The 13,675-nt window shown below is 63.0% G+C and carries 12 protein-coding genes and 1 pseudogene; 9 read left to right on the top strand and 4 right to left on the bottom strand.

Going from position 1 to position 13,675, the window contains the following annotated elements; genetic code table 11:
• Positions 1-2: 2 nt before the first annotated feature.
• The 3 genes from V1294_RS02440 to V1294_RS02430 all read left to right on the top strand — a co-directional run bounded on the left by V1294_RS02440 (position 3) and on the right by V1294_RS02430 (position 4,200).
• The gene (locus V1294_RS02440) at positions 3-494 is read left to right on the top strand and encodes a (2Fe-2S)-binding protein (protein ID WP_334487300.1); all 492 of its coding nucleotides are present in this window, start codon (positions 3-5) and stop codon (positions 492-494) included.
• Entirely contained in the window at positions 491-2,773 is a 2,283-nt protein-coding gene (locus V1294_RS02435; protein WP_334494935.1) for a xanthine dehydrogenase family protein molybdopterin-binding subunit, read from the top strand. Before V1294_RS02440 ends, V1294_RS02435 begins: the two co-directional genes overlap by 4 nt.
• A gap of 329 nt (positions 2,774-3,102) precedes the next feature.
• Positions 3,103-4,200, top strand: coding sequence for an HD-GYP domain-containing protein (locus V1294_RS02430; RefSeq protein ID WP_334494933.1), 1,098 nt, complete (start codon positions 3,103-3,105; stop codon positions 4,198-4,200).
• A 349-nt stretch (positions 4,201-4,549) separates the two neighbouring features.
• On the opposite strand, the gene V1294_RS02425 is transcribed toward V1294_RS02430, so the two are convergent.
• From V1294_RS02425 to V1294_RS02415, 3 genes and pseudogenes are all read right to left on the bottom strand, one after another.
• Positions 4,550-6,241: an amidohydrolase gene (locus V1294_RS02425; protein WP_334494931.1), complete on the bottom strand. Its 1,692-nt coding sequence runs from the start codon at positions 6,239-6,241 to the stop codon at positions 4,550-4,552.
• 197 nt (positions 6,242-6,438) lie between these two features.
• A pseudogene (locus tag V1294_RS02420) lies at positions 6,439-8,020 on the bottom strand (AMP-binding protein).
• Positions 8,021-8,248: 228 nt separating this feature from the next.
• The gene (locus tag V1294_RS02415) at positions 8,249-8,668 is read right to left on the bottom strand and encodes a VOC family protein (protein ID WP_334494929.1); all 420 of its coding nucleotides are present in this window, start codon (positions 8,666-8,668) and stop codon (positions 8,249-8,251) included.
• Between the two features lie 151 nt (positions 8,669-8,819).
• On the opposite strand from V1294_RS02415, the gene V1294_RS02410 reads away from it, so the two are divergent.
• The 6 genes from V1294_RS02410 to V1294_RS02385 all read left to right on the top strand — a co-directional run bounded on the left by V1294_RS02410 (position 8,820) and on the right by V1294_RS02385 (position 12,244).
• The gene (locus V1294_RS02410; protein ID WP_334487288.1) at positions 8,820-9,797 is read left to right on the top strand and encodes a Bug family tripartite tricarboxylate transporter substrate binding protein; all 978 of its coding nucleotides are present in this window, start codon (positions 8,820-8,822) and stop codon (positions 9,795-9,797) included.
• 83 nt (positions 9,798-9,880) lie between these two features.
• Positions 9,881-10,135 (top strand): DUF3551 domain-containing protein, encoded by a 255-nt coding sequence (locus V1294_RS02405; RefSeq protein ID WP_417021211.1) that lies wholly within the window; start codon positions 9,881-9,883, stop codon positions 10,133-10,135.
• A 157-nt stretch (positions 10,136-10,292) separates the two neighbouring features.
• Positions 10,293-10,763 (top strand): ArsR/SmtB family transcription factor, encoded by a 471-nt coding sequence (locus V1294_RS02400; protein WP_334494927.1) that lies wholly within the window; start codon positions 10,293-10,295, stop codon positions 10,761-10,763.
• Positions 10,763-11,104 (top strand): SRPBCC family protein, encoded by a 342-nt coding sequence (locus tag V1294_RS02395; protein WP_244608109.1) that lies wholly within the window; start codon positions 10,763-10,765, stop codon positions 11,102-11,104. Before V1294_RS02400 ends, V1294_RS02395 begins: the two co-directional genes overlap by 1 nt.
• A 15-nt stretch (positions 11,105-11,119) precedes the next feature.
• Positions 11,120-11,854 carry a DUF899 domain-containing protein gene (locus V1294_RS02390; protein WP_334494925.1) on the top strand — a complete coding sequence of 245 codons (735 nt, stop codon included), beginning with the start codon at positions 11,120-11,122 and terminating at the stop codon, positions 11,852-11,854.
• Between the two features lie 30 nt (positions 11,855-11,884).
• A complete protein-coding gene (locus V1294_RS02385; RefSeq protein ID WP_334494924.1) occupies positions 11,885-12,244 on the top strand; it encodes a DUF1428 domain-containing protein in 360 nt (119 codons plus the stop codon).
• A 307-nt stretch (positions 12,245-12,551) separates the two neighbouring features.
• Here V1294_RS02385 and V1294_RS02380 read toward each other — a convergent pair whose 3' ends face one another.
• Positions 12,552-13,673 (bottom strand): amino acid ABC transporter permease, encoded by a 1,122-nt coding sequence (locus tag V1294_RS02380; RefSeq protein WP_334494922.1) that lies wholly within the window; start codon positions 13,671-13,673, stop codon positions 12,552-12,554.
• Positions 13,674-13,675: the final 2 nt, after the last annotated feature.

The following is a 13,675-nucleotide window of genomic DNA, read 5'->3' as shown; positions in this document are numbered from 1 at the left end:
CGATGCCAAATCTGAACATCAACGGACGGAATATGTCCGTCGAGGCGTCCAATGATACGCCGCTGCTCTGGGTCATCCGCGAGCAATTGCAGATGACCGGTACGAAATTCGGCTGCGGCGCGGGTCTCTGCGGCGCCTGCACGGTTCACGTCAACGGCGAGGCCGTTCGCTCCTGCCAGACGTCGGTCAGCGATGCGCTCGGCAAGAAGATCACCACCATCGAAGGTCTGTCCGCCAAGGGCGATCATCCCTTGCAGAAGGCCTGGATCCTCGAGCAGGTCCCGCAATGCGGCTACTGCCAGTCCGGCCAGATCATGCAGGCGGCATCGCTTCTCTCCAGGAATCCCAATCCGACCAAGGATGAAGTGGTCGCGCATATGGACGGCAATCTGTGCCGTTGTATGACCTATTCGCGCATTCAGAAGGCGATCATGCGCGCCGCATCCGAAATGCGTACCGCCTCCAACGCCGGCACCGAGCGGAGGGCAACATGAATACGCACGTGAAAATCACCGACAGCGCGCCCACCGATCTCAGCCGCCGCTCGTTCCTGGTCGGCTCCGCGGCCACCGGCCTCGTGCTCGGCTATGCCGGCGTACCCGGCATCGATCAGGCGCTGGCTGCGCCCTCCGCTTTCGAGCCCAGCGTGTGGTACTCGATCGCGCCCGACGGCCTCGTGACGGTTACCTGCGGCAAGGCCGACATGGGCCAGCACATCGCCTCGACGATGGCGCAGATCGTCGCCGAGGAACTCGGCGCGTCCTGGAAGGACATGCGGGTTCAACTCGCCTCCAACGATCCGAAGTTCAACGACCCCGTGCTCGGCGCGCAGATTACCGGCGGCAGCTGGAGCACGATGATGAATTTCGATGCGATGAGCCGCGCGGGCGCCGCGGGACGTATCGCATTGACGGAAGCCGCCGCCGCATCGATGGGCATGCCGGCCGGCGAGCTGGTGGTGCGTAATTCCACCGTCTCGCATCCGAAGTCGAAGAAGTCGATGACGTTTGCGGAGATCGTCAAGAGCGGCAAGATCACCAAGACCTTCACGCCGGATGAGCTCAAGGCGATCAAGCTCAAGACGCCCGACCAGTACACGATGGTCGGCGTCTCGGTTCCGCAGCTCGATATCCCCCCGAAGGTCAACGGCGCGGCGAAGTACGGCATCGACGTCATGCTGCCGGGCATGGTCTACGGCAAGGTGGTCACGCCGCCGGTGCGCTTCGGCGCCACGGTGAAATCGGTCGATGACGCCGCCGCCAAAAAGGTGCCGGGCTTCATCAAGGCGATCACGCTCGACGACAAGACCGGCAGCACTTCCGGCTGGGTGGTGGCGGTAGCCAATACCTATGCCAATGCGAGGAAGGCCGCGGACGCGCTGAAGATCACCTATGACAACGGCCCGAACGCCAAGCTGTCGAGCCAGTCGTTGATCGACGAGGCGAAGCGGCTGCAGGCGCTCGACGATTCCGGCCAGTTCTTCGTCAAGGACGGCGACACGGCGGCGGCCTTCGGGACGGCGGCGAAGGTGATGGAGGCGGAGTACACCACCAGCATCAACATCCATGCGCCGCTGGAGCCGATGAACGCCACGGCCGAGTTCAAGGGCGACATCCTGCACATCTATTCCGGCAACCAGTTCGCGACGCGCTCCGGCGGGATCGCGGCCGGTGCGGCCGGGATCGATCCGAAGTTCGTCGTGATGCACCAGATGTGGCTGGGCGGCGGCTTCGGCCGGCGTCTCGACGCCGACATGATGGTGCCTGCGGTGCAGGCGGCGAAGGCCGTCGGCAAGCCGGTCAAGGTCATCTACAGCCGCGAAAACGACATGACCATGGACTATTCGCGTCCGCTGACCTTCCAGAAGGTGAAGGCGGGTGTCGATGGTAACGGCAAGCTGATTGCGCTCAACCACGACGTGGTCTCGGCCTGGCCGACCGCGCGCTGGGGAATCCCCGATTTCCTGACGCCTTCGGTCGACAAGAAGGGACCGCTGGACTCCTTCACCGTGAACGGGGCGGACTTCTTCTATTCCGTGCCCAATCACAATGTCCGCGCGATCAAGAACGAGATGGCGCATAACGCCACCCCGTCGGGCCAGTTGCGCTCGGTGGCGCCGGGCTGGACCTTCTGGGCGGTCGAAAGCATGATCGACGAACTCGCCCATGCGGCCGGCCAGGATCCCGCGCAGTACCGCATCGCGCTGCTGGACGGCAAAGGCAAGAACGACGGCGGCGCGCAGCGGCTGCGCAACACGTTGCTGGCCGCGATGGGCATGGCCGGCTACGGCACCACCAAATTGCCGAAAGGCGAGGGTATGGGTGTCGCCTGCGTCTCGTCGCAGGAGCGGGCAACCGCGAGCTGGACCGCGTGCGTGGCCCATGTCGCCGTGTCGCCGTCCGGCGAGGTCAAGGTCAAGAAATTGACCGTGGCTACCGACGTCGGCATGCAGGTGCATCCCGACAACATCCGCGCGCAGGTCGAGGGCGCGGCATTGTGGGGCCTTTCGCTCGCCATGTATGAGAAGGCGACGCTGAAGGATGGCGGTATCGAGCAGACCAACTTCGATACCTACACCCCCTTGCGGATGAGCCAGACGCCGGAAGTGGCCGTCAACGTCATTGCCAACGGCGACAAGCCGACCGGCGTCGGCGAGCCGGCGGTGACGGTGATCGCGCCCGCGCTCGGCAACGCCATCTTCAACGCCTGCGGCGCGCGCATCCGCGCGTTGCCGATCACGGCAGAAGCGGTGAAGGCGAATATGAAGGCGTAAGGGCCGCCAAACTATCGGGAAGAATAGTCCGCCGGGGGAAAACCTCCGGCGGATTTTTTGTCCCATGCGTCATGCCCGCGAAGGCGGGCATCCAGTACGCCGCGGCCGTGCCATCTTCACAGACGTCACGGCGTACTGGATCATCCGCCCCAGTGCGCAATTGCGCGCAAGGCGGATGATGGCAGTCGTGAGTGCAGCGCATCACGAACAAGATCGCTAAAATTTTAGCGTTCCCGGTAGCCTAGATTCACGATGCCTCTTAAGACCCGAGGAACTCCTTATACGCTAGCCTCGGTTGCACGTCGTCATCGCTAGGGGTCTGGGGTTTCATGACATCGGTAGCCAACAAGACTTCGACCAAGCGCCGGCTGTTGCTGGCTTCGGATCGGAGCGATCAAAGCAGCGAACTCGCCAGCATTCTGCGATCGGTTGGTCAGGTCGATACCATCGCGACGTCAGATATTCCCGATGCGCCGGAACGCGACCTGGCGGGCATCGTCGTCGACATCAACCTGCGTTCCGCCGAGAGCGTGCAGCTGGTGCGCAACAAGCTGCGCGCCGAGGCCTATCGCGAAATGCCGCGGCTGTTCGTGCTGGCGGATGCGCTGCACCACGGATCGATGCAGGCCTGGGCGCTCGGCGCCACCGACACGATCGCGCGGCCGTTCGATGCGCAAGGAATCCTGCAGCGGATTCGCGCCGCATTTCCGGACAGCGACGGATTCGACGCGACCGATCGCGGCAAGGTCCTGAACAGGGGCGTCGAAGCGGCGCATGCCGTGATGGTCAAGATCTTCGAAAAGCTTCCGGCCGGCGTTCCCCTGAAATTCAGCGACATCGTCGAGGCCGAGAACAAGATTCTCAAGGCGATCAAGCACTCGTCCCTGCGGGAATGGCTGACGACGGTCGGCTGCCATCACGCCGGCAGCTATCGCCATTGTCTCTTCGTCACCGGTTTTGCGGTTGCGTATGCACAGCATCTCGGCATGCGCGACGACGACCAGCGTCGTCTCGCCCGTGCAGCCCTGCTGCACGACGTCGGCAAGGCGTACATTCCGGTGGCGATCCTGGACAAGCCCGGCCCGCTGACGCTGGAAGAGATGGAAGAGATGCGCCAGCATCCGCGTCGCGGCTACGAAGCGCTGACGGCCCAAGGCGGCTTCCCACCCGAAATGCTCGACGTGGTGCTGCATCACCACGAGTTCCTCGACGGCACCGGCTATCCCAACGGCCTGAGCGGCAAGCAGATCAGCGACATCGTGCGGCTGACCACGATCGTGGATATCTATGCCGCCCTGGTCGAGAAGCGCGCCTACCGGCTGCAATTCACCCACGCCAAGGCGTTCGGCATGATGGAAGAAATGGGCGACAAGATCGACCAGCATCTGCTGCACGCCTTCCGCCCGGTGGCGTTCGGGTATTACTGAGCGCCGGACTCTCCACCGTCATTACCTGCGACAAACGCGAAGCGTTTGCGCAAGGGAGCATTAGCGACGAAGCAATCCATCTTCGCGGCAAGCAGAGAAATGGATTGCTTCGCTTCGCTCGCAATGACGTGGAGAGAGTAGCCGCTCAACGCAAGCGTCGGGCCCTGCAACTGCCTAACTATCGTTGATCGTCAGCGCGCCTTGCGCAGGTGACACAGGCAGCCGAGAAAGCCCATGGGTAAACCGGGCCCCGTAGGGTGGACAAAGCGATGCGTGCCCACCACTTCTAGCGCTGCCCTTGATGGTGGGCACGCTGCGCTTTGCCCACCCTACGCACCTACGCTGCGAACTAGCGCTCCTCCGCAAACGGCGGTGCCGCATGCACGACCTTGCCGCCGAGCATCGTCAGCACCGATTTGATCTTGCCGATCTCCTTCACGGGCGCCGTCATGTAGTCCGCCGACAGCACCGCGAGGTCGGCGAGCTTGCCGGCCTCCAGGGTGCCGCGCTTGTCGTCGTCATTTGCCATGAAGGCGGTGTTGCGGGTGTACATCTCCAGTGCCTGGCGGCGGCTGGGCGCTTCCTCGTCGCCGCGGGTTTTGGCGCCACCGATCGTGGTGCCGTCGAGATACCATTGCAGCGCCACGAAGGGATTGTGGGACGACACGCGATGCGCGTCGGTGCCGGCGCCGACCACGAGCCCGAGCTTCATCGCAGTGGCGATCCGCGGCATCGCCTTGGCCTGTTCGACGCCGACCTCCTTCTGTAGCCGCTCGCCGCCGAAATAGAGCCCATCCTGCACGCCCCAGACCAGACCGAGCGCCTTCATCCGCTTCAAGCTGGCTTCGGAGGCCGTGTAGAGATGCAGCACAGTCCAGCGCAGGTCGCGCACCGGAAAATCCTTGTTGATGTCCTCGACCACGTCGAGCAGGTCGTGGACGGTGCGGTCCGGGTTCCAGTGCAGCTGGATGGTGTAGCGCTTTGACGCCGCCCAGCGCAGCAGTTCGGCAAGCTTCGCCTTGCCGTCGGGCGTGATGTCGCCGTCGGTCCAGTCGGCCCAGATCAGGATTTCGCCGGGGCCGTTGAAGTGCAGCATCGCGTCGCCAAATCCGGGCGGCGAGAGTTGCGTCAGGTTCTGCAGGTCGGCGAGCTCGCTGCCGGGCTTTGGCGCGCAGAGATGATACGCGACACGCACGGTCAGCTGCCTGTCCTGCCACAGCCGGAACACCGCCTGATAGTTCGCCGGATACATGCTGACGCCGCCGCCATCGACAATGCCGGTGATGCCGAGGCTGTTCATCTCGCGGAAGAATTTTTTGGAGCCGTCGACTTGCTGCTCCATGGTCGGCCTGGGCAGCTTGTCGAAAATCTTGCCGAGCGCAGCGCCGCCGGCGTCGACGATGCCGGTCGGCTTGTTGTCGCTATCGCGCGCGAGCTTGCCGCCGGGCGCCACATCGCTGTCGTCGCGGATGTTCAGCGCCTCCATCGCTTTCGGCGACAGCAGAAGCCAGTCATAGAGATGCTGGATGTAGACGGGATTGTCGGGCGCCACTGCTGCGACCTCCGCCGGTGTCGGCCGGCGCTTTTCGGCAAACTGCTCCTCGGTCCAGCCGCCGGCGACGACGATCCATGATCCGGGCTTCTGCGCCTTTGCGGCCTGACCGACCTTCTCCAGCGCGTCTTTCAGCGTGGGCACGCCGATCCAGTTCACCTCGGTGCCGAAGGTCAGCGCGGCGCGGATGCCGTGGATGTGTCCGTCGGTGAGCCCGGGAATCACGGTGCGGCCACCGAGATCGATCAGTTTTGCGGTTTTGCCGGCGAGCTTCTTCATCGCGGCGGAGGTGCCGGTGGCGAGGATCTTGCCGTCGGTAATCGCCAATGCCTGCTGGGTAGAGAAATCCTTGTCGACGGTGAGGATTTTACCGTTGAAGAGGATCGTGTCGGCGGTTTGGGCCGCCGCGACGCTGATCGGCGATGTCGCGATGAAAGCAGCTGCAAAATAGCAAGAAAGCCTCGCAGAATTCGATCTCGGTCCCGGCATGACGCGCTCCCCTGTGATTTTCTATGTTATTCTTCCGCTCCCCCCGTCGCTGCGTTCCTCGCAATGACGAAGCCGAAATCGTAGGGTGGGCAAAGGCGCTCTTGCGCCGTGCCCACCATGTTCTTGCTGTGGTCGGTGAATGGTGGGCACGCTTCGCTTTGCCCACCCTACATTCTTCGCTCGCAATGACGAAAGCCTCACCCCAGCATCTTCCTTAATTCCGCCTTCGCCACCTTTTCCAGTGTCGAGCGCGGCATGTCGTCGACGAAGTGAATCTCGCGCGGCACCTTGAAGTCCGCCAGTCCGTTTCTGCAGACGGCCATGACCGTGTCATGCAGATCGGCTGGAGCGCCCTTGACGCCGGCCTGCGGAATGATGAACACGACGGGCACTTCATCCAGCATCGCATGTTTCTTCGCCACTACCGCGGCCTCGCGCACGCCGGGCACCACTGCAATTACCTGCTCGATCTCGGACGCCGCGACATTTTCGCCACCGACCTTGAGCATGTCCTTGGTGCGGTCGCCGAATTTTATGAAGCCGTTCTCCAGCAGGGTGACGCGGTCGCCGGTGATGAAATACCCGTGCTCGTCAAAACTTTCGCGCGTGGCCTTTTCGTTGTGCAGATACTCTGAAAACAACGACAGGCCGGGGATGCCCTTGATCAGGAGATTGCCGGTGCCGCCGACGGGCGTAGGCCGGCCGTCCTCTTCAACGATGCGGATCTGATATTCGGGTGCGGCGCGGCCGATCGACATCGGCGTATTGGGCTGGTCGACCTCGCCGACGATGCCGTGGGTGATGGTTTCGGTCATGCCCCACCAGCCGATCGTCTTGACCCCGAACGCGGCAAACGGCGGCGGCTCGGATACTGCGGTGCCCCACAGCCGGAACTTGTGGTTATCAGGAATCTCATGTTCCAGCAGCGCCTTCATGCAGAAGGGGATCGTCGAGGTCCAGGTGCAGTTGTGTTCGAGCGCCACGCCCCAAAAGCGGCTTGCGGAAAATCGCGGCTGGATCACGCAAGTCGCGCCGACCCACAGCGTCGCCAGCATCGAATAGGCCAGCGCGTTGGTGTGAAACAGCGGCAGGTAGGTCTGATGCACGTCATCAGCGTGCAGGTCTTCGTGCGCGGCATTGATCTTGGCGCCCCACAGCGCATTGGCGTGCGTCCACAACACCGCTTTCGGCCGCGACGTGGTGCCAGAGGTATATTGCACACTGCACGGCGCGAACGGATCGGCGGCGCGGCGCGGCCGGTCGGCGCTGTCGGCAAATAATGATTCAAAACTGTCGCCGCGCGGTGCGCCTCGCGCAGGCGCACTGCCGGCATCGTGCGAGATCACGGCGATCCAGCGCAGGCCGCGGCAATTGGCCGAGATCAGTTCGGCATAGGCGGGCTGGGTGATGGCGGCGACAGCGCCACAATGGCCGGCGAAATATTCCATCTCGGCTGCCGCCGAGCGCGTGTTGGTGGTGACGGCAATCGCGCCGAGCTCGACGCAGGCAAACCAGGCCAGCATGGCCTCGATGCAATTGTCGAGATGGATCAGCACATATTCGCCCGGCTTGACGCCGCGTTTGACGAGGCCGGCGGAAAGCGCGCCGACGCGCTCGTGAAACTCGCCGTAGGACCAGCTCCGCGCCGGGCCCTCGAACGGCGCCCAGAATCAGGAATGGATGGTTGCGGCGGCTCTCGGCGCGCATCCGCAGCAGCCACGGCACGTCGAGATCAACGAATGGCCCGACAATGCCCGGCGCGGCTTGCGAAAGTGGCATGGAATTCCTCCCGTGCAGCTTTGAGCGGCTGCCTTGGTTTTGCTTGGGAGTAGTTCTGCCATTGGACGGCGTGGGGAGCAAATCGGAGGTTTGCGGGGCTCTATCCACGTCATTGCCTGCGACAAACGCGAAGCGTTTGCGCAAGGAAGCGAAGCGACGAAGCAATCCACCCATCCGTTATGCCGCGCGATGGATTGCTTCGCTTCGCTCGCAATGGAGGGAGTGGTGCTAGCCCCCGCCGTCCTCATACGACGAAATCTCGATCAGGCTCCCATCGGGATCCCGGCAATAGATCGATCGCAGCGTGCCGCGGGCGCCCTGCTTTGCCACGGGGCCTTCCTCGATCGGCACGCCATTGGCTTTCAGGTGCGCCACCACTTCGTCCGGCGTGCTTGACGTCAGGAAGCACAGATCGTCGCTGCCGGCGGTCTCGTAATCGGCCGTGAACCACTCGACCTTGTCGGCATCGCGGGGCCGCACATTGATCTTCTGGTGACCAAACACCAGCGAGGTCCGCGGCGTTTTGCCCGCACCCGGATCGAACACCTTGACCTCCATGCCGAGAATCTTCCGGTACCATTCGGTAGAACGCGCCACGTCGGACACATTGATGACGAGATGGTCGAGCGCGTTAACCCTGACGGACATGCCTTATCCTTTCGTCGCGGTCGGCGGCGCCCCGTCGCACTGGCCGCACCTGACTTTGTTTGTTACAACGCGGGCCGCGTTCGGTTCAATAGAGCCGCGCCTCAATAGAAACGGACTGGGCTTTGAATCCCGGCCTCCAAGGAGAAGTTTTATGATTTCACGCCGTTCCGCGATTTGTCTTGCCGTCATCGGTCTTTCTACTGCCGCTTCGATGGGCGGCGCTTTGGCGCAGGATTACCCGACCCGCCCGGTGAAATGGGTCGTTGGATATCCGCCGGGCGGCGCGACCGATATTATCGCGCGGCTGCTCGGCCAGCGGCTCTCCGAACGGCTGGGCCAGCAGTTCGTGATCGAGAACAAGCCCGGCGCCGGCAACAATATCGCCACCGAATCGGTGATCAACGCCGAGCCTGACGGCTATACCCTGCTGTTCGTCAATCCCGCGAACTACATCAACGCCTCGCTCTACGCCAACCTGAAGTTCAACGTGGTCCGCGATATTGCGCCGGTCGCAGCGTTCAACCGCGTGCCGAACGTGATGACGGTCAACAAGGACGTGCCGGCGAAGACGGCCGCGGAGTTCATTGCCTATGTGAAAGCCAACCCCGGCAAAGTGAACCTGGCGTCGTCGGGTAACGGTACGTCCGTTCATCTGTCCGGCGAAATGTTCATGGCGATGGCCGGCGTCAAGATGCAGCACGTGCCCTATCGCGGCGCAGCGCCCGCGATCACCGATCTGCTGGGCGGTCAGGTCCAGTTGATATTCGACAACATGCCTTCCATCCTCCAGCATGTCCGCGCCGGTTCGGTGCGGGCCCTGGCCGTCACCGGTACGGCGCGGTCGCCGCTGCTGCCTGACGTGCCGGTCCTTGCCGATACCATCCCGGGTTACGAGGCGAGCGCGCTGTTCGGCATGGGCGCCCCGAAGAACACGCCGAAGGCCGTCATCGAGAAGCTGAACAAGGAGATCAATGCTGTGCTGGCCGAGCCGGCGATCAAGGCGCGCCTGCTCGACCTGGGCGGCGAACCGCTGATCGGCCCGCCGGAGGCGTTCGGTGCGATGATCGTGGCCGAAACCGACAAGTGGAAGAAGGTGATCGAGGAAGCCAAGGTCGAGAAGGTGCAGTGATCTACCTCACGGAACATTGGCGCAGCCGCGGTGTTTTATCGAAAAGGCAACGCGGCTTCTGCCGTCATGTGAGGAGATCGAAGATGCGCAATGCAATGTTAGCGATATTGGCGCTGTCGGCGGCGACAGTCGGCACGGTGGCGGGCAGTTCGCCGGCGGCGGCTTACGATTATCCCTATTGCGTCCAGGGCCGGGGCATCGGCGTTCCCGGCGACTGCTCCTACAGCACCTATGCCCAATGCATGGCCTCGGCGTCTGGGCGCGGCCTCTACTGCAATGTCAATCCGCGCGTTGCCTTCGGACAGCAGCGGCGGATGCGGGTTTATCGGGATTATTGAACGGGGCCCGCGAATCCTTCCCGCGATGGCCGGACTGATGCGTGAAAGCTAGTTGCGCGGAATGATCCGGCCATCTGCATTTCCGTTGTCACAACTCTCAACTTCGTGATGCAAACGCCGGCTTGACGGCGTTTCTTTTGCATCTATACTAAACCTTATGGTTAAGTATCAGGAAGAGGGTCTGGACCGCACCTTCGCCGCACTGTCGGATCCGACCCGGCGCGCACTGCTGGCGCGGCTCGGCGACCGCGAAAGCATCTCAGTCAGCGAACTGGCGCAGCCGTTCTCGATGTCGCTGCCGGCGATCATGAAGCACCTCGATGTGCTGTCTGACGCCGGCCTGATCGCGCGCGAAAAGACCGGTCGCACGGTGGCGTGCCGGTTGACCGCCCAGCCGATGGAGCAGGCGATGGAGTGGCTCAATCGCTACCAGCGCTTCTGGTCCGACGCTCTCGACCGCCTTGCCGCTTTTGTGGAGGAAGACCCATGGCCACCCAGTCAAGCCTTGCCAAGCACGACGCTATCAGCGACGCCGAACTCGCCGCGCGGCCCAGCCTCACGCTCACACGCCGGTTCAACGCGGCGCCCGAAAAAGTCTACGCCGCGTGGGCCGACCCGCAAAAGCTAATGCAATGGTTCGGGCCAACCTCGGTCGAGGAGGGCTCGGTCAAGGCCGATATCGATCTGCGCGTCGGCGGCCGCTACCGCATCAGCTTCAGCGCCAACGGCAATTACAATGAGGTCGGCGGCGTCTATCGCGAGGTCATTCCGAACCAGCGGCTGGTTTTTAGCTGGGCGTGGCATTCGACGCCGGAGCGGGAATCGCTGGTGACGATTTCGATCAAGCCGGAAGGCAGCGGCACGCTGCTCATCTTCAATCACGCGCAGTTCGTCGATGCGACCGCACGCGACAATCACGAGCGCGGATGGACGGAATTCCTTGGCAAGCTCGAAAGCTATCTGGCCTGAACGCAGGAGCAGCCCATGCAGCCTCACCCCGTCGTTTCCCGCGAAGAATGGATCGCCGCCCGCAAGGCCCACCTTGCGCATGAGAAGGAATACACCAAGGCGCGCGAGCGCCTGGCCGAGGAGCGCCGTGCGCTGCCATGGGTCAAGGTCGACAAGGATTACATGTTCGACGGGCCCGATGGAAAATTGTCGCTGGCCGACCTGTTCAGGGGACGCAGCCAGCTCGTGGTGCAGCACGTCATGTTCGCGCCCGATTGGAACGAGGCCTGCAAGAGCTGCTCGTTCTGGGCCGACGGGTTCGAACGCATGGTCCCGCATCTCGCCGCCCGCGACACCGCGATGGTCGCGATCTCGCGCGCGCCGCTGCAAAAGCTCGCCGCGTTCAAGCAGCGGATGGGCTGGACGTTCGACTGGCTGTCGTCCGGCGGCAATACGTTCAACTACGACTACGGCGTTTCATTCACGCCGGAGCAGATCGAGAGAGGCGGCAACTACAATTTCGGAACCGCCCCGTTCGGCAGCGAGGAAGCGCCCGGAATTAGCGTATTCTATCGCGATGAGGCCGGGAACATCTTCCACACCTATTCCTGTTACTCGCGCGGCCTCGACATGATGAACGCCGCCTATCACTACCTCGACCTGACCCCGCTCGGGCGTCATGAGGAAGGCCTGCCATATCCGATGGACTGGGTGCGGCTACGTGACCAATACCAGCCGGCGCCGATTCAGGCATCTTGTTGCCATGGCTAAAATCGCCGGAGAACAAGAGGAAAATTCCCCATGCCCTACGTCGATGGCTTCATCGTTGCCGTGCCGAAGAAAAAGCTCGCGGAATACGCCGCGCTATCGAAGAAGGCCGGCAAGCTCTGGCGCGAGTATGGTGCGCTGGATTATCGCGAATGGGTCGCCGACGACGTCAAGGTCGGCAAGCTCACGTCCTTCCCGCGCAGCGTCAAGCTCAAGCCGGGCGAGACCGTGATATTCTCCTGGATCACCTACAAGTCGCGCGCCCAGCGCGACAAGATCAACGCCAAGGTGATGGCGGACCCGCGGCTCTCGTCGATGATGGATCCGAAATCCCCGCCGTTCGACGGCAAGCGGATGATCTATGGCGGCTTCGAAAGCCTGGTGAAGGTGTAGCTCGTACCGGCATCAGGACAGCAAGCCGTATGCAGTGCGGTGGAATTGCTGGCCTCGTCTCGCTGTCCCGCGCCAGCCAACGATCGGACACCAATGCCCCAAGCCTGCGGATAACTGGTCGCGGCTGCTTTACGTCTGCCCGTGCCACAAAATATTCAGACCTCACCGCCTGCGCACAACAACAGGAAACGTGCGGCGGTTCGAGGCGCTCGTGTGAGCATGCGAATGCGCCGAGCGCCCGCGCGCAGAACTGATCGTCATTGGTCATCGGTTCAAGAGCCGGCAACTCCGGCGCTAAGCTCCGCCGTCAGTTCGGGTGCGCCTGCGCCTCCAGACGCCGGCTGTAGCGCGACATCGCGAAGCAGAAGACGAAATAGATCAGGCCGACGAATATATAGACTTCGACGCTGAACGGCTGCCAGGCCGGATCGATGATCGACGTCTTCGCCGTCGTCAGCAGGTCGAAGATGCCGATGATCAGCACCAGGCTGGTATCCTTGAAGAAGGCGATGAACGTGTTCACCAGCGGCGGGATCACGTGGCGGATCGCCTGCGGCAGGATGATCAGGCCGTTCTTCTTCCAGTAGGAAAGCCCGAGCGCGTCGGCGGCGTCGTGCTGCCCTCTCGGTACGGCCTGCAGCCCGCCGCGGATAACTTCGGCAAGATAGGCGCCGGCGTACAGCACGAACGCGATCTGAGCCCGCAGCAGTTTATCGATGTTGACGCCGTCGGGCATGAACAGCGGAAACATCACGCTCGCCATGAACAAGAGGCTGATCAGCGGGACGCCGCGGATCAGTTCGACATAGAGCACGCAGAGCGATCGGATCGCGGGAAGTTTCGAGCGGCGGCCCAGCGCCACGACGATGCCGAGCGGAAAGCCGAAGGCGAGCCCGAACGTTGCCAGGATCAGCGTCACCGGCAACCCGCCCCAGCGGTCCTGCGACACGTAGGTTAGTCCTGCGATGCCGCCCCACATCAGGACGCCGATCAGCGCCAGCGCCGCCGCCCACACCGCCACCAGTTCCTTGCGCCACCAGCTCCGCCGGCTCGACACATAGAACAGTGCAATGAATGTCAGGCACACCAGCGCCGGACGCCATTGCTCGCTGAATGGATAGGTGCCGAACAGGATGAAGCGATATTTCTCGGGGATCACGGCCCAGCAGGCGCCGAGCCCGCGGATCGACCGGCAGGCGCCGGTCTGGTCGCCGGGCACCGACCAGATCGCATTCCAGTAGCCCCATTGCACGAGGCTCACGAACGCCTTTGCGAGCAGCGCGATCAGGAGCACGGAAATGACGCTTGAGGTAACCGAGGCGAACAGGTTGGCGCGCAGCCAGCGGATAACACGGCCGCCCGGGACCTTGCGCGATCGCGCGCTGTTGAACGGCAGCGGATTTTGCGGCGCATCAGTAATCGACGTCATGG

It is taken from the genome of Bradyrhizobium sp. AZCC 1678 (assembly GCF_036924765.1).
GTDB classification, from domain to species: domain Bacteria; phylum Pseudomonadota; class Alphaproteobacteria; order Rhizobiales; family Xanthobacteraceae; genus Bradyrhizobium; species Bradyrhizobium algeriense.
This window is presented reverse-complemented; position numbering and strand designations above follow the sequence as displayed.